Genomic DNA, 20,193 nt, shown 5'->3' with positions numbered 1-20,193 from the left:
GTTTGATCGTGACCCGAAGGTCGCCCACCGGATGTCATCGAACCTCCGTTTACTGGGTTTCGCATTTGATGTCACGGTTCGATAGGTGCGCGGTCGACTCGGCCGGCGAAGGCAAACCGACGCCTGTCGATCGAGTACGAGCACGAGTACCGCAATGCTGAGTACGAGTACGATCCAAGACAAACCGACGTCTGAAGTGCCGACCGCAGATTGGGACACTGGATTTCCCACGGCGATTCCGATCGAGTACATTGACAAAGAGCGGCAATGGCTCGGGCTGTCGTCGTGGCCGGACGCGTGAACTATGTGGTGCACCGCAGTCGGCGAGTTGAGTTTGTTTTTGAGTTTAGGTCCATCGCGCCGGCGCGGTGACCACCGACGTTCTGCCAATTGAAAGCGTTTATGTCACCTCTACCTTCTCTGGATCGATCTACCGCGAAAATCTGCCGACTTGACGAGCAGGGACACGATCAGCGTGTCGTTGACCGGAGCCATTCGGATTGCTTAAATCTAGTCTGGCCATTAACCGTAGCCGCATGGTCCATCACGGAACCTGACGTTGCTCAATCCAGACTTCAAAGACATGTTGTCCGCGTTCATCGACGCGAAAATTGAATTTCTTCTTGTGAGAGCCTACGCGATGGCCGCCCATGGATACCCTCGCGCAACGGGGGACATTGACCTTTGGGTGCGGGCGGACGCCGCCACCGCTCCAAAGGTTTATCAGGCGATCGCCGAATTTGGCGCTCCGGTAGAGGGTTTGGACGTTTCTGATTTGTCGGAGCCTGGGATCGTCTTCCAGATCGGCGTCCCTCCGGTTCGAATCGACATTCTCACCCAGATCGATAGTGTCTCATTTGACGATGCGTGGCCAAACCGGATTTCTGTCAATTGGGACGGACTAAGCATTCCCGTGATTAGTCTTGGCGACCTCATTCAGAATAAACGCTCAACCGGACGAACGAAGGATCTTGCTGATGCCGAACAGTTGGAGCCGGACGCGTAAGATCAGCACGACTGGCAGAACCATGGGTTGTTACGGAGCGGCGGCAACCCGTTTTTTTGGTTTGCGAGCCAACCGTCGCCGCCTGCAAAACCCTACCGTTCTGTGAAAATCCTTCTTGCATCAACCTATGGAACACTGATTGTCTGATATACCGCAATTGTTGATCGTCGGCGGGCCGAACGGACCGGCAAAACGACCGTCGCGATGCAATACGCGACCGCAGAATCAATCCCATACTATGGCGCTGACGCGATTGCTGCCTCGATTAATCCCAGCGATCCGACATCTGCTCGCGTCGAAGCGGGGCGAAAGTTCGTTAGGTCCGTCGCCGATGCCATTGCGAGTAACCGATCCTTAATCGTGGAATCTACATTGTCCGGCCGATCATTTCGCAAATGCATGAGCGACGCTGGCAGACGTGGCTATGAGATTACCATCGTTTTTGTATTCGTCGATACGGTCGACGTTTGCGTCGCACGTGTTGCCGAACGCGTTCTCAAGGGCGGTCATGATGTTCCCGATGCCGACATTCGACGCCGCTATTATCGTAGCATCCGAAACTTTTGGACGCTTTACCGCAATCTGGCTGATAGTTGGGTCGTGCTGTACAATGGCGGAAGCCGCATCCAAGATGTATCGGTTGGGTCGCGGAATGAGCTGACGGTCCGAGATGCGACGCTCCACACAACTTTCATGACCTTGGTTGAATCGTCGGATGATTAAAAAACCTAGCTTGACCGCCGAAAAGTACGCTGCGATCGACGAGCTTGTGCGACTGGGAAGCATTGCGGTAAATGAGGCTCAAGACGAGAGCAGGCGTTTGGGGGTGCCAAACGTATATTCTATCAATGGTCGTTTATATTACGAGACTGCGTCCGGCGAGCTCTCCGCATCAGAGCCCAGCGTTAGCACCACAGAACAATGCCGTGCACCGAAGGACGGCTTGCGCGATTCTTGAAGTGGAAAATCAATCGTCCGTCCTCGGTGACGCGGGCCGTTCCCCGACCAAAGAATAGTGACTCGCTCTATGGATGTTTCCAAATCACGAACACGCGTATTCCGGTACTCAATTGCGACGATCTTACTGTTGGCTGCATGCGTTGCGGGGTTGCTGGCGGGCTACCGGACCGGATTTAGCAACGGTTACTCCAGCGGAATTGAGAAACGACGATCAGAGCTCCCCATCGTGACGATTTACGACATTGGTAAACTCTTTGGCGAATCTCAGCTACAACAATCTCAACTAGATGACGCCGGAATTGGTCGGCTCGACTTGGTTTTCATGGCAATTGAAACAACGATTGAGCCTGGCACCTGGGAGTCAATGGGAGGCGACGGCACGATGCGCCCGATGGGAGAAAATGCTATCGCCGTTACACAGCGACCCTACGTTCACGAACAGATCTCTGACTTCCTCAACAAACCTGACATTGCAAGAAAAACGATTGGCTACGCGCTACAAGAATCTCAGCGAATGGCGGCGCTGCGGACTTCCGGCCAGCCAATGGGAATGGGAATGGGAATGGGAATGGGGACGATGGAAGTTTCCCCAGGCAGCGACCAGGGCAATGACGGCGGGGAACAATGAATTGCACGGGAGGACGGGAGTCGCGGTTTCTGGTCTGCTTGCGAGTCGTTCGCCCGTCCCGCGTGATTTCTACCGTTGAACTTAATCGGCAGCGACTTCATTGGCGTGACCGTTTTCTCTTGTCAGTGCGGTGAGTGTGTGAGGGTCACAACGTGTCTGTCTTTCGGCGCGCCTGTAGGCGCTTTTGCGGTTAGCCAGTTGTGCGCGCTAGGCGTTCTTACGGTCTCTTTCTTGGTGCCTTGCCTTGCGTTTTAACTTGCGCTTTTTGCTCGTTGACGCACCCTTGTTGTGTTCCCCGCACGCTGCGGCGCGAACTTCTTTTGAACTCTGTTTCACAACAAGGACAAGCAACCGTGATGTCACACAAAAAACGAACCTGCAAACTCACCAAGCGACTCGCCGAAGACATGTTGATCCGCAACATGGCCGAAGCCACCATCGACGCCTACACCTATCACGTGCGAAAGTTTGCCGACTTTATCCAAAAACCGCTCGACCAGGCAACCGTCGAAGACGTTAGAACCTTCCAGCTCCATCTGATCCGAGAACGAAAGCTTGCCTACGGCTCTGGGCACGTGAAGGATACACGACGGGCGGTGAGTCGATTCAAGTTCCGTTGACTCTTTCGACCGCGGAGTTCATTCGCCGCTGCTGCTTGCACATCCAGCCCAATCAGCTAACCAAAACGCGTCAATTCGGAGGTTGGTCGAGCACGAAAGCGGTGGCGTATCAGCAACGCTGCCTTGCCTCCCTGAGTGCAGCCGACGGTGCGGAGGCTCGCATGGCCGTGATGGCTGCGGTGGAAGAAGCGGAGGCCGAGTTGGAGACCGAGCCGGAGCGATGCTGTGAGCACTGTGGCAGCGAGTCGCTTCGTCTGACGCACGAGTATCCGAAGCGATCCTGGAGCGAGATCTTGGGACGCGATTCGGAGTGTAGCCCAGGTTGGTACCGTGAGAGCCAAAAACTTGATGAGATTCGGTTCTGGGACGATGCGATGGGGGAAGGTTTTTCGGAGTGGTACGAGTGGTATCTGAAAAGTGGCATTGAAAGTGCAGGAGAGTCCCCGGGCATGGGCGCCATGACCGAGACGACCGCAGAAACTGGCATGCAGCAACTCATGCTGTTCTAATAGCGTCCCCCAGAAGCGGCCAAGTCGTGCCGACAAACTTCAACGCACGATCTATCCGTGTACTCCGTACCCGGATAGATCGCATTTCGTTCACCGACTAAAAATGAAGATTTCCATCGCCTTAAGTTTAGCGCTGCTTGTAGTCGCTTGCCCTGTTGCCGGCGATGAGCCAAAGGAGTTGCTGACACAAACTCGCGACGCCATGTTTCAACCGCACCCAGACGGAAAACGTTGGTCCGGGGTCTACGCATCGACAAGCGAAGTTGGGATGTTCACGTCGACGGTGCTAGTGATTGATGACGGCTCAGTGGGGCACATTGCCTACAACATGAAGTTTACGACAGATGTTGGCAGTGTCGATGACATTCGACAAGACACGCTGCACGGCACTGTGCTGACCGATAAAGACAAAATCTACGTTCCGCTTGCGCATGGAAGAAAAAGGGATGGTCAGATTTCATTGATGGCGAGTATCTCTCGATATACGCGTGTGGAAATCAATGGCAAAACCGTTTTGCTTCGAGACGACGCTCTTAGAGCGTACAAGAAAGACAAAAAGCTATACGATTACGGAGTCCTGATACGAGTGGCCGACTATCGGGGGATGCGCACGATGTTCGATATCGAAAAAATTACGCATCCGTCGATCAAAATTCTCTACAAAGACAAATCGAAGACGTGGTCCGATCCGTTTGTTGCGGGACCGAACGACGGCGGGTAACAATCGGATGCACGACGAGTCGGCGAGTCGGGTTGGATTGCAGTGGTTGATCTATCGCGCCGACCGCGTGATCCGTAACGTTCGCTGACTGAAGGCATCATATGACATTCCTTGATCCTCGCTGGGATGAACTCACCGATGCCGAATGGGATCAATTCGCTATTGCTTGGAATGCTGAACTCAACGGAAGTGAAGAATCACATCCGCTTCCGCGCCTTCCTTGGTTGCTCGATGATCCGCCGAGCGGCGCAAGCGACTTCGTCGTTCCAATGAACTTTACGGCATCGCCGAACGCTCAATGGAAATTCATTCTTGCTGCGTACTCGCACGGAAACGTGGATACTCACGGACACCTCGCAGCGGGACCAGTTGAGCACTTGCTTGGGAATCACGGAAATGACTACATCTCGGTTGTCGAAAAATCAGCCGCTGAAGATCCCGGGTTTGCTAATATGTTAAGGGGTTGCTACCAATATCGAATGACTGCGGACGTTTGGCGCCGCCTGTGCGTTGCTCGCGGAGAAAGCGGCGAACCAGACGATGCACGTGAGTCGCCGAGTTGAGTTTGTTGAAGTGGTGAGTCGTTCGCGGCGACCACGTGATCGTTACCGTTCCCCGATAAAGATTCCTTGAATGCGTTACGTCCTCTGTTTTGTCGCGGTCTCACTCGGTTTTGCGTCTGTCAATGCGCAAGAGCCTGCGGCAGAAGGCAATCCATTTGGTCCAGTTGAGGACGCAGTTGACGATGCAACGACGAAAGGCCAGACCATCCCTGGTTCAGTAACGTTTGCTTTCGATGGCGGAACGTTGCGATGTACGTTTGGTGTGTCAGATCGGAATGCGACACCTCACGTAGCGATGATCGTTTTTCCTTCGGCCGCAGACGCCATGGTCAAGCGAACGGGGATTTCCATCGAACGCGAGCGAGATAGGGCAATCGTTCTCTCATCCGCCGATGGTAAATTCGTTCAATTGACCTCAAAATCGGTTTCGGCATGGTCGAGAGTCCGCATCGCTGAAATGAGCGGTAGAAGGTCATCGGTCGCTGAAAACTCATTTGTGTCCGCCGCGGTCCATGCGTTGTCGAATGATTTGGCTGTTTCCGTATGGGGCTCCGACGCCCAAGACGCACTTGAGTCAGGCCACTGGTGTAAACTATTCGATAAGCAAGTGGCCGCTGCAAGTGAGGACTCATTTGGCGATCCATTCGGCGGCGACCCATTCAAATAACCAAGAATCACGGGGAACCATGCCGTGCACCGAAGGACGGCTTGCGCGGTTTTTGAAGTGGAAAATCCATCGTCCGTCCTCGGTGACGGCTACCGTTCCCCGACTGAGCAAAACCTCAATTCCAACCGCTTCCCATGTGCGAACTAGTTTTTGAACTCGAAGAGTCGTTCGGAATCGAAATCCCTGACGGCCCAGCGGCGGACATTGTCACGGTCGGCGATCTTTATGCCTTTGTCTTGCTGGCGACTGCTAGTCGTACCCGAAATCCTGAAGCGTGCCTCTCCGCTCGCGTTTTTCACTCTCTGCGGCGCCATTTGCTGCTTCACTCTCACGACCTACCCTCACCGACCGCTCGTCGAATCTCTCCTTCGACACCGCTCCTTGAAGCACTTCCCCGAGCCAAACGCCGTGAAGCATGGGCACGCATGGCTGACGACTTGTTGATTCGGCTTCCTCCGTTGTGCCGCCCTCGATACGTCACCTTCGTTGGCTTCGCTGTTTCTCTTGCCGCATCAATCACTTTCTTTTTGATGCTTGGTAGTTCGACATTTTCAACACTGGTCTCTGTTGGATGCTTCGTTGTGACAGCAGCGATTATCTTTTTCGCCACACGACCGCTTGCGACACTACCGGATGCCACATTTGACACGCTTCGCGGCTTGACCGAACAAGTGCTGGCTCGAAATGTCACGAAGCTTGCAGACCGGCACAACGCTTTTAGCCATCGTGACGTTTGGACCATTCTGACACTAATATTGATGGATCAGCTCGGTGTTGACCGCAATAAGATTACACCTGATGCTCACCTGATTCGTGACCTTGGATACGAATAAACGGGGAACAATGACATGAACGGGAGCACGGCTTGCGGTGTTTTTCGCGATGGAGAGTCAACTCTCCGTGCCCCGTGATGTCCGCCGTTCCTCGATGAGGAGCAGTTGATTGTCACGACCAAAGACAATCGTGTTTACGCGTGGACGCTGGGACCGAATCTTTGCGATTGCAACATTGGTCGCGTCCAGTGCTGCGCTTTTCTGCATGTATCTAACTGGTGGATTGCGTTTTCTCGTCGTGCCTGTTGTTTTCGTTGGCATGTGGCTCTATTTCCGACGATCAACACCGAGATCAGGCATACGTATGGACACGATTGAAGGAAATCCAGCGACGATTCGACTATTGGGTTGGTTGGGACTCATCTTGGTGTGGACCGCTTGCTTCTTCGTGTTCGACACTTTCGTTCTGGGTAACTCGTTTCATGGACCTCTGTCTTGGTATCATTGGGTATTCCTGATGACTACCGTAGCGGCCATGATCATTGGTTGCGGGCTGATCGGACCCATCTCCGCACATCACGATTCCGCAGCAGAGAACGACGAACCATCGGATGCACACGAGCCGCCGAGTTGAGTTTATTGAAGTGGTCAGTCGATCGCGGCGACCGTGTGATCCGTAGCGTTGAACCTAATCGAATTGCTTACCGCTTCGGCGGTTGATGTGCGGTCGCGGCGGGCTCAGGTTGCGTGGGACTCCGGGCCGAAAAGCTGACGCCAGATTCTTGAATCGACTGGCCGTAGGTCGTCCGCGTTTTGGTGCGACCAGCGTCTTGATCTGTTGTGGCCCAACGTGTGATCCTGCGGCGCATGACTCCCCCGTCACTCACGTTGTGTGGACCGAGGGGGTTTTTCTTTGACGAAGAGACGAATCCGACTCTGCACACGCTCACGCCGATCCTTGGGAGTCGAGCGCCTTCAGATGTTTGAAGTGCACCAGTGAGATCAGAACGCGGTTTGCACCGCGACGCCGATGAACTGCGTGCAAGTGATTGGTGAAGCGGACGGTGTTCGGAGGGCCAGGTCGTTCGGCGTGACCAAGAGCCGTGTAGTGCACCCTTGTGAGAGATTGCGTCGGCATTCTCCCCAACCTCCTCAACGGGAAGAGGATTGGGGGGCATTCATGATGATCCGCGGGGGATGCATCGGTCGGAGATGGAGGTAGGGGAATTTTGGGTAGGAAAAGAGAGCCGGGTGTTTGTCTTGTGTGTCGTTTTTCGGGTATCCGTTTTCCTACCCGAAATTTTCCTACCTTCCTGCTGCGTTCTGTGGGTTTGAAAAACGACTTGCCGACAGTGATCGCTCCCGATTTGTTGGTGGGTCTCTGGGATTCCGAGCAGCAAGCCGAGACGCTCGCCGGGATGCTGGGATTTGCTGCGACCCCGTCCGGGGTCGAGGGGCGGATTAGGGAGTGTGTTCCGGAGGTGGCGCTGCGCTGACCTCCGGCTACTCGCTGAAATCCCTTCGGGATACCGTGGACGCTGCGTCGGTGGCATCGCGATGGGTGAAGGTTTTTCACACTTGGTACGACTGGTCGTGCGAAAAGTGAACAAGAAAGTGCAAAGGAACGAGAGTCCGAACCTGACCGTCCTCCCGCCACCCAGTTCGAGTTCGCCTGGGCCAGAGAAACTGGCACCGTCTGGCAGGATCCGCTCTAATCAGGTCCTGGGACCGGCCCATTGAAGAGCGACAAAGTTCTGGCACACGATCGATCCCCGTTCCTCCGCGTGCGCGGATAGATCGCAATTCGTTCGCCGACCGCCGCGTACCTGCGTTTTCTAAACATGCCGACACTATTCCGCTTCGCAGCCTTGACTTGGTTTCTGTGTGTTGCCAACGCTTTGCTCGCGCAAGACCTCGATGACTTATTCGCGGGCTCCGAGGCAGCGCCACTTTGCGAGTGTCGGCATCACACGTTCAGTCTGGAAAACCCACCTGATTGGATGCCGAATGCTGTGAAGAATGCTATCGCGGCTGCTGCTCACTCTGATAAAGCCGAGTGGAAGGGAGCTGTTCTATTCTGTCCCACAACAAATGCAGTGATTGAACGGATTCCCCTCAAACGTGCCTACCGCTTTCTGGTGTGCCCTTCCGATTGGCAAGGATTTAAACCGAAAAAGGTGGCCAAGAACAAGCTGATCGAAAGCGGGATTCCGATTGACAAGATCAGGGCTATGTTTCAGAGCACTGTGATGGGACCGATCGAGGTTTCGTTCAGAGCACGCCACCGTCGTAGTATGATGGGACGCATCGAGACTGAAAACAAGTCACGAAGCGGCGGACCAGACGATGCACGTGAGCCGCCGAGTTGACTTTATAGAAATGGCCAGTCGTTCGCGGCGGCCACGTGATCGTTACCGTTCACGCTGCTAACCGACGCCCGAAATAGTGACTGCTCAGTGTTTGCCAAATCCAACGGGATCGATGGAGCGGATTTGGCTGGCGGTGCGATGTGTCTTAGGCCCGGAGGGCCGGTAGAGTGTCTGTCGGTGGCGTCAGCCACCGGGGGCGGATTCCAAGGGATGCTCAAGGCCCAGCGGGCCGACACAATGCCCGGGCTTGGAGTGGACCGGGGGACCCATTGTGCCGGCCTTCCAGGCCTCAGCAAATCTGTACTTTCGATACCGGTGGCTGACACCACCGGCAAGCATTGTGCCAGCCTCTCCGGGCTTCATCGCGACTCCACAAAGAGATCGGTACAGCAAGGGGAGTGAAATTTCCCACGGCGATTCCGATGGAGTACATTGGCCGTCAGCGGCGATGACTCGGGCTGTCGTCGTGGCCGGACGCGCGAACCATCCGCCCGCACACGCAGGCACGGAGTCGGCGTCCATTGAAAAAACAATGTCGTTCGCCGAACATGGAAAACGTGAATCCCTACGATCCGCCGCTAGCTGAGTCGCACGAGATTGGCGACGTTGATTCGAGTTCTGTCGGCACCATTACCTCCCAATTCTCGTTCACATCGCAACACCTGGTCGACACGCTTACGCGATTCCGGTCGCAACATTCGGGACGCCGGCTGTGGCGTTGGTTTCGATGCGTTGCTGCGCTCATTTTCGTAATCGTCGCAATTGTCGGACTGTTCATTCCACAATACTTCGCCTCGGCTTTCATGTTTGCTCTCGCGATCTTTGCGTTCTTTCCGCACAAGATTGACGACTATCTTGCCACACGCAATTTTCGCAAATCACCGCACTGTAATGCTCAGCAAATCATTCACCTGTCGGGTGACGGATTTCGCGCCGAATCTGAAATCGAGCAAACCGATCTCAAATGGGCAGCTTTTTCAAAGGCAGTGATCTTCCATGATGGCGTGCTTCTTTACCGCGGGCCAAAAATGGTAAACTGGGTTCCTGACGCTACACTCGATAGTGCCGATGGGCCGTTTCGGATACGCAAGCTTGTGGCTGAAAAACTGCCGACGAACCATGTCGTGAACCGGATCGACCGATAACGCTTTTGCAAATGGACAATCGTCGGCGGTCGCCCGGTTACGACTGCCGTTCGTCGGACACCGACGCTGCAACATGACCTACAGTGAGATTCAATCCGACTCAATTCTCGCTATACTTCAACACGTCATGGAATGTTGAACATCCAGTCGAGGTTGTGATTGAGGACTGGGGCATTGATCGCATACGTTGAACTTAATCGAATTGCTTACCGCTTCGAAGGTTGACTTGCAGTCGCGGTGGGCTGAGGCCAGCGTGGGACTTGCGACCGTAGGCTGACGCCAGCTTCTTAAATCCACTGGCCGTAGGTCGTCAGCGTTTTGATGCGATGAGCGTCTTGATCTCTTGTGGCCCATCGAGCGATTCAGAGGTGCTTGACTCAAAGACGAATCCGACTCTGTACCCGCTCACGCCGTTGCTTGGGAGTCGAGCGCCTTTGGATGTCTGATGTGCACCAATGAGATCAAGACGCGGCTAGCACGGCGACGCTGATGAACGGCGTGCAAGTGATTGGTGAAGCGGGGATTCTGATGATGAATCGCGGATGAAGCATTGGCTGGAGATGGAGGTAGGAAGATTTTGGGTAGGAAAAGAGAGCCGGGTGTTTGTCTTGTGTGTGGTTTTTCGGGTATCCGTTTTCCTACCCGAAATTTTCCTACCTTCCTGCTGCGTTCTGTGGGTTGCGAAAACGACTTGCCTCCAGTGATCGCTCCCGATTTGTTGGTGGGTCTCTGGGATTCCGAGCAGCAAGCCGAGACGCTCGCCGGGATGCTGGGATTTGCTGCGACCCCGTCCGGGGTCGAGGGGCGGATTAGGGAGTGTGTTCCGGAGGTGGCGCTGCGCTGACCTCCGGCTACTCGCTGTGATCCCTCCGGGATAGCTTGGACGCCGCGACAATCGACACGGCCTCTTGGCTGACGCAAAATGGAGACTTGGTCCGCGCCACGACGGGGCTGTGCTGCGGTCCCAATGGATCGCATGTCAAACTTTCCGGTCGCCACCATCGCTTTTTCTTTTTGTGTCTTCTCGTGTTTTTCGTGGCTACCCACCGCTGTATCGGTTCGCCAGACTCGTGCCGCTCGTTTCGCGGGCGAGAATTTGCTTCGTCTGTCTCGCCGCGGTATCCTCATGCATCGGTCGCATTCAACGCTGCCGCCGAACACTCGACGAGATCCGAGGAACAATGCCGTGCACCTGAGCACTCGTTCGAGTCAGTTTTGAGTTCAAGTGTTTCCGCTCGTGCCAAGTGACGCGTACCGTTCGCCGGCACGAGTTCATTCCGACCTGACGCTGCACACCAAGACTCCATTCGACGCCGATGCAATTCAAACCTCCTGGTGGTGAACTAACGTTTTGGTCTGCGGTTTGGGTTCTCTTCGGTATTGCTGCGTGTGTCGCCGCTACGACAATGGGTTTGACCGGATACTACTTCATTGGTGCTCTCGTCGGCTTACCCGCACTTGGAATGTGGTTCGACCAACGCTGGTGTGGTTACCTGCTCGCGGCAATTCTCGCGATAACGATTCCCCTTGCTCTGATCGCATTGGTCACGGTTGACAATACCCTATCCCAACGTGCGTATCGCCTTCTCCGCGTGGGAATGGCCGGGTACTTCGCGTTTATTTCCTACCAATGGGCACAAGAGGACTGAAGGTCTCGCTCGCAACCGTCGATTACTCTCGTGCGATGTGACTGCTAGAACGTTCTCAATGTCGTAATCGCTGACGTTGAACTTAAACGAATTGCTTACCGCTTCGAACGTTGACGTGCGGTCACGGTGGGTTGAGGTGGTGTGGAACTCACAACAGTAGGGCTGACGCCAGCTTCTTTAGTCCTCGGGCCGTAGGTCGTCAGCGTTTTGTGCGATAGCCGTCTTGATCTCCTGTGGCCCATCGAGCGATCCTGAGACGCTTGACTCCCCCGTCACTCGCGTCGTGTGGTCGAGGTTGTTTTTCTTTGACTCAAAGACGAATCCGACTCTGTTCACGCTCACGCCGTTGCTTGGGAGTCGAGCGCCTTTGGATGTCTGAAGTGCACCAGTGAGATCAAGACGCGGCTAGCACGGCGACGCTGATGAACGGCGTGCAAGTGATTGGTGAAGCGGGGATTCTGATGATGAAGCGCGGAGGAAGCATCGGCTGGAGATGGAGGTAGGAAAATTTGGGGTAGGAAAAGAGAGCGGGGTGTTTGCCGGGTGTGTCGTTTTTCGGGCATCCGTTTTCCTACCCGAAATTTTCCTACCTTCCTGCTGCGTTCTGTGGGGCGTGGTCCGGAGGTGGCGCTGCGCTGACCTCCGGCTAATCGCTGTGATCCCTCCGGGATAGCTGGGACGCCGCGATGGGGGGAGGTTTTTCGCACGTGGTACGACTGGTACCTGAAAAACGAAGATGAGAGGTGCAAAGGAGTCGTAGTCCGAGCCGGATCGTGCTGCCGCCACCCATCTTGAGTTCACATGGGCCAGAGAAACTGGCACCGTCCGGCAGGATCCGTTCTAATCAGGTCCTGTGAGCGGCCCGCCTGCAGGCCGACAAAGTTCTGTCGCCCGATGGATTCTCGTTCCTCCGTGTGCTCGGATAGATCGCGATTCGTTCGTCATGATCGAGAAGATGAAAACATTGCCAACAATCGTGCTGTGTCTTGCGGTTTCATTCATGGTGCTCGGATGCGGAAGTGGCATTGATTCCGCAAAGGCCGCAACGGAGTTCAATACGGCAAACAGCTTACGGGAGACCGATAAACCAAAGGCGATCGAGCACTATGGTGCCGCGATTCAGGCTGACCCAAGCATGGACGAAGCCTACTTCAATCGCGCCCTAACGTACGCCGAAATCGGTGAAGTCGCGAAGGCGGAATCGGACCTACAGTCACTCAGAGACCTAAAGTCCGAGCATGCAGAAACGCTAGACGGGCTGCTCAGTGTGGTCCGACAATGAGGAGCGGTTTTCGAACCGCTTGCTCGTGACCGACCAGGGCAATGAAATGACAAACCATCGGTTGCAACGTAGGACGCGAGAAAGCGATTTTGAAGTGGGCAATCTCCCTCGCGTCCCGACTGAACCGTACCGTTATCGCACAGAATTTCCCCCACCCATGAACATTCTTTGGCGTTGGTTCCACCGTTCCGTCGTCGCAAGCTTGAGGGGTTTCAAATGTGGCAATTCACTTTCCTTCTCTTGATCTTCGCTTTCGTTGTTGGTTGCGAGAACAACAACACCGAACGCGGTTCTCAAGTATCGACGGCATCTGCAATCACAAACGAAAAGGCAAATCGTGTTCGGGAACAGACCAGCGAGGCGGACATTCGCAAATTGATAGAACAGCTGGTGTATTCTGATGACGAGGCCAGCAACCAGCCTGTTGTCAATCCCAATATCAAAATTGCCGACTCCAATGGGAACGTCCGCCCAATCAACGGTGATTCTGAAGACGCCGAAAAGAAACGCCAGAAGTTTAACTCGTGCCAAGAGGCATTTACCAAGCTCTATGAGCTGAAAGATGCTGCGATTCCATTATTGGTCGAACATCTCGACGACAAACGTCAGTCGATCAATTTTCGCAATCACTACATGGGAAACTCCGTCGGTGACGCCTGCTTTTGGAATATCTATTTCCAATTGGTTGATCAACCAAGAGACTATTCCAAATACGGGTACAGCCGAAAAGGGCGTGACGGCGAGAATCATCCTAAACCGTATTGGGAAGGAACGCCGTTCGATGATGCGGGAGGCCTGAAGGAGTGGCTAGATGCAAACAAAGAACTGAATTACTTGGAAATGCAAATCGAATGCGTTCAATGGCTGCTCGACCGAGAGAAACTGATCGGAGCCTCGGATGCCGACAGCTATTTCCTCAATATTCTTCCACTGGAAATCCGAATCTTGGAACGCCGGTTGGAAAACGGCGACGACGTGAAAGCTGAATTGGATCGTTTGATCGAGATTCGAGACAAACGATTGGAAGATCAGATACCCAAGAAATTGCTACCTGACAACTGACCCGAAATGATCGCAGGGTACTGCCGTGAACCGGAGCGGCGAAGTCAGGTGAGTTCAAATTGACAATCTTGTGTCGCCGCCCGGTGACGGCCGACGTTCGCCCCAAAGAGGTTTGATTTGACAGTAACCGCACAGCAAAATGAAAAACGACGATTGCGGCGAGGGAACGGACTTGAAACGCTTGTCGACATGGTGGCAACTACGTTTCTCATTCTCGGCTCCATCGTTGAGACAAGCCGGTAGGAATCGGATGAACCGTGCCATGCACGACGATTCGCCGAGTCGTGGACATTGAAGTGGATGATCACTCGCGGCGACCGCGTGATCCGTGCCATTGAACTTAATCGAATTGCTTACCGCTTCGGCGGCTGATGTGCGGTCGCGGTGGGCTGAGGTCGTCAGGCTATCGCCAGCTTCCTCAAGGCGAAGAGGAGCGGGGGTTCTGATGGTGAAGTGCGGGTGTTGCATCGGCTGGAGATGGAGGTAGGAAGATTTGGGGTAGGAAAAGAGAGCCGTGTGTTTGCCGGGTGTGTCGTTTTTCGGGCATCCGTTTTCCTACCCGAAATTTTCCTACCTTCCTGCTGCGTTCTGTGGGGCGTGGTCCGGAGGTGGCGCTGCGCTGACCTCCGGCTACTCGCTGTGATCCCTCCGGGATAGCTGGGAGGCCGCGATGGGGGGAGGTTTTTCGCACCTGGCACGACTGGTACCTGATAAGTGGACAAGTCAGTGCAAAGGAGCCGTAGTCCGAACCGGACCGTGCTTCCGCCACCCAGCTCGTCGTCGCCTGGGCCTGAGAAACTGGCACCGTCTGACAGGATCCGCTCTAATCAGGTCCTGTGACCGGCCACCCGAGGGGCGGCAAAGTTCTGGCGCACGATCTATCGCCTGCCTCCACATGCGCGGATCGATCGCGATTCGTTCTACCATCAGACCAATGCTCGTTCGCACGCTACAGACTATCGCGTTGCTTACAGTCGCTTCTGTGATTGCGCTAGTGATCTACTGTGGTTCAATCGGGATTCGATCGGTTGATGACTTTCACGACTATCGTGCGATGCAATCCGTGGATGATCCGATCGTTGTCGCGCTTGCGGAAGAGACTTTGACCGCTGGAGCTACGACGCAAGAAATGCTCGCAATTGCGTCACCACAGTGGTCCGAGAGCTACGGACGCTGCGTTGTCTATGGCTTCACACCTGAGCGCAGCTACGATCATCAAACGATCGTGACGGTTGACGGTCGTGTTGCATCCGCACGTGTCGGTAGCTGCACTTGGCAATGGTCGTTTTTTGACAACACGCCCATCGGCGTTGCGGAAGCAGTTGGCCACGTGCGCGGTTTACGTGATACCATGGAACGCATGCCCGAATATGCCCACTATATGCAACCGCTGCTTGATGAACAGCTCGACATTCTTGGTGTCCATGTTAACGTCACCAACGAAGAGGCAGTACTATCGGTTGCAACGGAGCCGGGCTTGCAAGATTTCACAAATGGAAAATCAATACTCCCGGCCCGCTGATCGGTACCGTTTTGCAGCAACGTTGGAATGCACACCTTGAAAACGTTCGACACGACAATGCCAGATGTCGACACCTTGATTGAACTCATTCGTGACCATCGGACCACGGAAGCGTTGGAAATGCTGAAAGCGTCTCCAGCACTGGCCAGGGAGCACTCCGATCGATTGGGACAACTTCACGGCGCTACACCGCTTCATTGGGCCGCGCATCGGAATGCCACGGAAGTCTGTCAACGTCTCATCGAACGAGGCGCAAATGTGAACGACTCGGCAAGTGATTGGTGGCTGACTCCTCTCTCGTGGGGCGCTGACGCTGGTAGCGCCGAAGCCGTTGAGCTACTGCTGAAGCGCGGTGCCGACGTCAATCAAGATGCCATTGTCGGAACAACGGCGCTTCACGCGGTCGCGATGGGTGGGGCAACCCAGGGCAAACGCGATCCGGACGCGTATGAAAAAACCACTGAAATACTGATCCGCAATGGTGCAGACATCAACCGGCGAACAAATCAGCAGCGAACGCCGTTGGATGAAGCGATCGACAACGAAAATGATGCCGTCGCAAGTATATTGCGGCAACACGGAGCGCTGACGTCGAAGGCGTCAACCTGAAAAAAGTGCAACAATGCCGTGCACACGGAGCACGGCTTGCGAGGTTTTGCAGGTGGAAAGTCGTCTCTCCGTGCCCGGTGACGACCGTCGTTGAACTGAATTGAATTGCTTTCCGCTTCGACGGTTGACGTGCGGTCGCGGTGGGGTGAGGACAGCGTGGGAGTCCGGGCGGTAAGGCTAACGCCCGCATCTTGGATCCACTGGCCGTTGGTCGTCTGCGTTTTGGTGCGACAAGCGTCTTGATCTCTTGTGGCCCATCGTGTGATTCAACGGCGCATGACTCCCCCGTCACTCGCGTCGTGTGGTCGAGGGTGTTTTTCTTTGACTAAGAGACGAATCCGATCGAACGCACGATGCGCCGTTGCTTGGGAGTCGAGCGCCTTGGGATGTTTGAGGTGCACCAATGAGATCAAAACGCGGTCAGCACTGCGACGCTGATAAGCTGCGTGCAAGAGACTTCAGAAGCGGACGGTGTTCGGAGCGGCAGATCGTTCGACGTGACCCGGCGTTTTGTGGTGCGTCATTGCGAGAGGTCACGGTGGCGTGCTTGCCAACTTCCTCAACGCGAGGAGGAGCGGGGGTTCTGATGACGAAGCGCGGATGAAGCATCGGCTGGAGATGGAGGTAGGAATATTTTGGGTAGGAAAAGAGAGCGAGGTGTTTGCCGGGTGTGTCGTTTTTCGGGCATCCGTTTTCCTACCCAAAATTTTCCTACCTTACTGCTGCGTTCTGTGGGGCGGAAAAACGGCTTGCGGACAGTGATCGTTACCGATTTTCAGGTCGGAATTTGGGGGGCCATTGAGCGGGAGGCTGAACACGGCGGGGTGCCGGGATTCGCTGCGACCCCATCCGGGGTCGAGGGGAGGGTTAAGGGCGTTGCCCGGAGGTGGCGCTGCGCTGACCTCCGACTACTCGTTGTGATCCCTTGGGGATAACGACAGGATTCCCCGTTTGCGTCGTGTCGTTCACTACACGTCCACGAGGCGCTACGCCACGTCGGGAAGAGACGCTGCGCAGAGGCGGAACCGAGCGCATGCAGGATGGAGCGACTACAGGATGGAGTGACTGTTTAGGTCCAGCCGTAGAACCGCTCCTGCATGTCCTTCGTTTTGACCTTGATGGCATTGCCGTCTTTGTCTTGGCTGTCGACCACGCGGTGCGTGTATTTGCCGCCGGACCAGTTGTAGTACTGGGCATACATGGAGGCTTTGTAGCCGAGCACACAGCTGGCTTTGACGCCGCTCTTCCATAGTTCTCGAGCCAGCAGTTTGGCGAAGGGCGGTGAGCCCAGTGCGCTGTAGCAGACGTCGCAGGCGATGGTGCCGACGTAGCGTTTCTTCAAGCCCTTTTGGAACATCAGCTCCACCACTTCGGTGTAGCTGCGGTTGGCGCCACCGGTGCCGTGATCGGCGGCGATCGAATCCCAGCCGATGTTACCATGGCCGGCTACGCAAATTCGTGTGCCAAAGCCGAAGCCGATGTCAGCGAGAGGCTTGCCCGGGCTATCGAGATAGACGATGGACCATTTTCGCTTGTGATGGCTCGTGCCGCGATTCGCCTGGTTGATTTCATATTCAGTCTTGAAGTTCCCGGCCTGGGATTCGTTCCAAGGGATGAATGCCAAACGATCCGTTGCCATGATACTTGCCTATGATGTTGTTGAACTCTGCGCCTGTACAGGTTTGCAATGCGCGTGACCAGGATTGCAGTGGCGACGCACTGTCGATCACCACCACTTCCTAGATTGCGTGTGGCGGACCCCCATGTCAAGACCCGTTGGCAACCGTTCTGCGACAGATTGGTGGGGATCCGTCTTCTGCGAGTCCTCTGCGACAGATTTTGCCAAATCACCGCTCCGGGGCAGCGGATTTGTTTATCATGAACGCTGACGAACGAAGTTCTGCTGGACGAGGGAATCGGCACCTTGGGGCCACTCAGACGACGAAGACGAATGATCCGCCGGGCGATGATCGCCACGTCGTGTTCGATCATGGCGGGCTTGATCGCGTCGTGGTTTGTCGCCGGCGCTCTGGTCGCGCCGAGTCCTCGTGTGATCGGCGATCCGCCACGCGAACTGAACGCGACCAGTTTTACCGTGAACAGCGAGTCTGGGTCAGTGGTCTCGGGCTGGCAGACGCAGCCCCACTCCGGCAACGGAGTGATCGTCTTGCTGCACGGCATCCATGGTTCGCGTTTGTCGATGTTGGAACGTGCGCGAATGCTTCATGACGCGGGGTATGCGACGGTGATGATCGATTTCCAGGCACACGGCGAGAGCCCCGGAGACACCATCACCATTGGATACCTTGAGCAGCACGATGTCCGTGCCGCGGTTGAATTCGCACGACGCGAACACCCGGGGGAACCGATCGGCGTGATCGGTGTTTCGTTGGGAGGGGCGGCGGCTTTACTCGCGTCGCCGTTGCAGATCGACGCACTCGTGCTCGAATCCGTCTATCCGAACATCCACGACGCCATCCACAATCGTGTCGCCGCCAAGCTTGGCCCGCTTGCGTCGATTCCCGCGTCGATGCTGCTGCTGCAGTTTCAACCCCGCTTGGGTTTTTCGCCGCAGGAGCTTCGGCCGATCGACCATCTCCCCGGCGTCGGATGCCCGGTTTGCGTCGCTTCGGGATCGGAAGACCGGCACACGACGGCGTCAGAAACGCAAGCGATGTTTTCCGCCGCACCAGAACCGAAACGGCTTTGGTTGGTCGATGGGGCGGAGCACGTGGATCTGTTCCGAAAGGATCCGATCCAGTACCGAGAACGGATCGTCGGTTTCTTCGACGAGTACCTGCGCGGTGATCGCGAGGCTCCGGCGAGCCCCGGGGTGTTTGGGAAACGATGAGGCACCGGAGGGCTCGCGCCCTACCGCTAACAAGAACAACCCGGTTGGCGACTTAGTATCGAACGATCAACTCGGTTTGCAGCCGGCCTTCGATCACGTCTTTGAATTCGGTCAGCGGGAATTCGTATGCGATGCCCCATTCCGTCTTGGCGTTGGGTTTGAATTTCAAGCCGACGTTTTGCGTGACCAGATCGTTGCCGGTCACGTCGCTGGTGGAGAGATTGAACAAGTCTTGTCCGGCAACACCCAGCGCCGCGCCGCCTTCGGCGCTGTCGATCCAGTGCCACCACGCGACCTCCGTCACGAAGTAAGTTTTCTCGGTCAGCTTGAGGTCGAAGTGGTTGGACCAATGGATCGATTCTGACTGCAGGAACCCGTCGCTGGGAACACGCCAGCCGAAGGCCGACATCAGGTGGGCCTTGCCGCACATCAGCCGTTGACCACCGGTGGCGAACAAATGGAACTCGCCATCGCCGACGTCTTGCAACGCATCGCTGCTGCCGATTGGCAATTCATACGTGCCCCCGATCGAAGCGATCGTGCCGCTTTGTGTGTCGCGCAGAACGTTGTATTTCAAACCTGCCGTGACCGAAGCCCAGCCGTCATCCAACAGCGTGTCCAACGCTCCGTTGGTGTTGTCCCAAATGTAACCGTCCTTGGTCCCGATCAAGCTCAGTCGTTCGGTCAGCGCGATGCGGAATTGCATGGCGAGCAATTGAATCGATCCGCCGGCGGGAATGTTGTTTCCGATCCGATCTGGAACCCAGTGATTGACGAAGATCGGACGGATTTCGGTGACGGTTCTTGGGTCTTCGAAGTGAACGAAGTTGATCATCGGGCTGACGAAGTCGTCAAAGCATCGGTCACTCGGTTTGATCAGGCCGCCCAGCAGTCCCGGGTCACAGCAGCTGGAAACACAGCTGACACATCCGTCGCAACCCAGTCCGCTGCCGTCGGCCGCGTCGCAACACAGCGGGTCGCCGCAAGCACTGCCACAGGCGTCTGCGTCGCAGGGTGCCGTGACACATCCGGCGTCACAGGCGGAATGGTTGAACAAACCAAGCCCGCCGGCATCGGCATGGGAAGGCGAGCCGGTTGCGGCGGCGGCCAGTCCCAGTACGAGTGCGACGAATTTGGGCCGAATGAATGGGGGGATGAGTGAATGAATCATGGTTCGCGTCCGTGAGAAAAGTTCCGTCGATTGTCTTTTCTCTTCGGAAAACGCACACCCGTTCAGGCGACAGCAAAAACTGGAGG

At 55.6% G+C, this 20,193-nt stretch carries 20 protein-coding genes; 18 read left to right on the top strand and 2 right to left on the bottom strand.

The genetic code is table 11. From position 1 onward, the window contains the following. The first annotated feature begins 154 nt into the window (after positions 1-154). The 17 genes from Enr13x_RS38335 (at position 155) to Enr13x_RS28450 (ending at position 16,085) form a co-directional block, all read left to right on the top strand. Positions 155-301 carry a hypothetical protein gene (locus Enr13x_RS38335; protein WP_197455349.1) on the top strand — a complete coding sequence of 49 codons (147 nt, stop codon included), beginning with the start codon at positions 155-157 and terminating at the stop codon, positions 299-301. Between the two features lie 258 nt (positions 302-559). Beyond that, positions 560-1,006 (top strand): hypothetical protein, encoded by a 447-nt coding sequence (locus tag Enr13x_RS28525; protein WP_145390261.1) that lies wholly within the window; start codon positions 560-562, stop codon positions 1,004-1,006. A 156-nt stretch (positions 1,007-1,162) separates the two neighbouring features. After that, positions 1,163-1,729 (top strand): AAA family ATPase, encoded by a 567-nt coding sequence (locus Enr13x_RS28520; protein ID WP_390621119.1) that lies wholly within the window; start codon positions 1,163-1,165, stop codon positions 1,727-1,729. Positions 1,730-2,192: 463 nt separating this feature from the next. Then, entirely contained in the window at positions 2,193-2,594 is a 402-nt protein-coding gene (locus Enr13x_RS28515; RefSeq protein ID WP_145390259.1) for a hypothetical protein, read from the top strand. Positions 2,595-2,950: 356 nt separating this feature from the next. Next, complete coding sequence (locus Enr13x_RS28510; RefSeq protein ID WP_231743835.1) at positions 2,951-3,214, top strand: phage integrase N-terminal SAM-like domain-containing protein; 264 nt, start codon at positions 2,951-2,953, stop codon at positions 3,212-3,214. Further along, positions 3,211-3,723: a hypothetical protein gene (locus Enr13x_RS28505; RefSeq protein WP_145390257.1), complete on the top strand. Its 513-nt coding sequence runs from the start codon at positions 3,211-3,213 to the stop codon at positions 3,721-3,723. The genes Enr13x_RS28510 and Enr13x_RS28505 overlap by 4 nt, the downstream gene beginning before the upstream one ends. Before the next feature lie 103 nt (positions 3,724-3,826). Then, positions 3,827-4,444 (top strand): hypothetical protein, encoded by a 618-nt coding sequence (locus Enr13x_RS28500; RefSeq protein WP_145390256.1) that lies wholly within the window; start codon positions 3,827-3,829, stop codon positions 4,442-4,444. 101 nt (positions 4,445-4,545) lie between these two features. Then, the gene (locus Enr13x_RS28495; RefSeq protein WP_145390255.1) at positions 4,546-5,007 is read left to right on the top strand and encodes a DUF6869 domain-containing protein; all 462 of its coding nucleotides are present in this window, start codon (positions 4,546-4,548) and stop codon (positions 5,005-5,007) included. A 70-nt stretch (positions 5,008-5,077) separates the two neighbouring features. Next, positions 5,078-5,674 (top strand): hypothetical protein, encoded by a 597-nt coding sequence (locus Enr13x_RS28490; RefSeq protein ID WP_145390254.1) that lies wholly within the window; start codon positions 5,078-5,080, stop codon positions 5,672-5,674. 134 nt (positions 5,675-5,808) lie between these two features. After that, positions 5,809-6,507, top strand: coding sequence for an acyl carrier protein (locus Enr13x_RS38330; RefSeq protein WP_197455418.1), 699 nt, complete (start codon positions 5,809-5,811; stop codon positions 6,505-6,507). 1,781 nt (positions 6,508-8,288) lie between these two features. Next, complete coding sequence (locus Enr13x_RS28480) at positions 8,289-8,816, top strand: hypothetical protein (protein WP_145390253.1); 528 nt, start codon at positions 8,289-8,291, stop codon at positions 8,814-8,816. Between the two features lie 557 nt (positions 8,817-9,373). Continuing rightward, positions 9,374-9,961: a YcxB family protein gene (locus Enr13x_RS28475; protein ID WP_145390252.1), complete on the top strand. Its 588-nt coding sequence runs from the start codon at positions 9,374-9,376 to the stop codon at positions 9,959-9,961. Positions 9,962-11,277: 1,316 nt separating this feature from the next. Next, complete coding sequence (locus Enr13x_RS28470; RefSeq protein WP_145390251.1) at positions 11,278-11,610, top strand: hypothetical protein; 333 nt, start codon at positions 11,278-11,280, stop codon at positions 11,608-11,610. A 955-nt stretch (positions 11,611-12,565) separates the two neighbouring features. Further along, a complete protein-coding gene (locus tag Enr13x_RS28465; RefSeq protein ID WP_197455417.1) occupies positions 12,566-12,892 on the top strand; it encodes a tetratricopeptide repeat protein in 327 nt (108 codons plus the stop codon). A 390-nt stretch (positions 12,893-13,282) separates the two neighbouring features. Next, positions 13,283-13,954, top strand: coding sequence for a hypothetical protein (locus Enr13x_RS28460; RefSeq protein WP_145390249.1), 672 nt, complete (start codon positions 13,283-13,285; stop codon positions 13,952-13,954). 934 nt (positions 13,955-14,888) lie between these two features. After that, positions 14,889-15,476 (top strand): hypothetical protein, encoded by a 588-nt coding sequence (locus Enr13x_RS28455; protein WP_145390248.1) that lies wholly within the window; start codon positions 14,889-14,891, stop codon positions 15,474-15,476. A gap of 36 nt (positions 15,477-15,512) precedes the next feature. Next, entirely contained in the window at positions 15,513-16,085 is a 573-nt protein-coding gene (locus tag Enr13x_RS28450; RefSeq protein WP_390621011.1) for an ankyrin repeat domain-containing protein, read from the top strand. A 1,069-nt stretch (positions 16,086-17,154) separates the two neighbouring features. Here the strand turns inward: Enr13x_RS28450 and Enr13x_RS28445 are convergent. Further along, the gene (locus tag Enr13x_RS28445; RefSeq protein ID WP_145390247.1) at positions 17,155-17,724 is read right to left on the bottom strand and encodes a hypothetical protein; all 570 of its coding nucleotides are present in this window, start codon (positions 17,722-17,724) and stop codon (positions 17,155-17,157) included. Positions 17,725-18,036: 312 nt separating this feature from the next. Between Enr13x_RS28445 and Enr13x_RS28440 the strand changes: the two genes are divergently transcribed. Beyond that, entirely contained in the window at positions 18,037-18,936 is a 900-nt protein-coding gene (locus Enr13x_RS28440) for an alpha/beta hydrolase (protein ID WP_145390246.1), read from the top strand. A gap of 52 nt (positions 18,937-18,988) precedes the next feature. Here Enr13x_RS28440 and Enr13x_RS28435 read toward each other — a convergent pair whose 3' ends face one another. Continuing rightward, positions 18,989-20,107 carry a hypothetical protein gene (locus tag Enr13x_RS28435; RefSeq protein ID WP_231743834.1) on the bottom strand — a complete coding sequence of 373 codons (1,119 nt, stop codon included), beginning with the start codon at positions 20,105-20,107 and terminating at the stop codon, positions 18,989-18,991. Positions 20,108-20,193 lie beyond the last annotated feature (86 nt).

The sequence above is a fragment of the Stieleria neptunia genome (assembly GCF_007754155.1).
Lineage (GTDB): Bacteria > Planctomycetota > Planctomycetia > Pirellulales > Pirellulaceae > Stieleria > Stieleria neptunia.
This window is presented reverse-complemented; position numbering and strand designations above follow the sequence as displayed.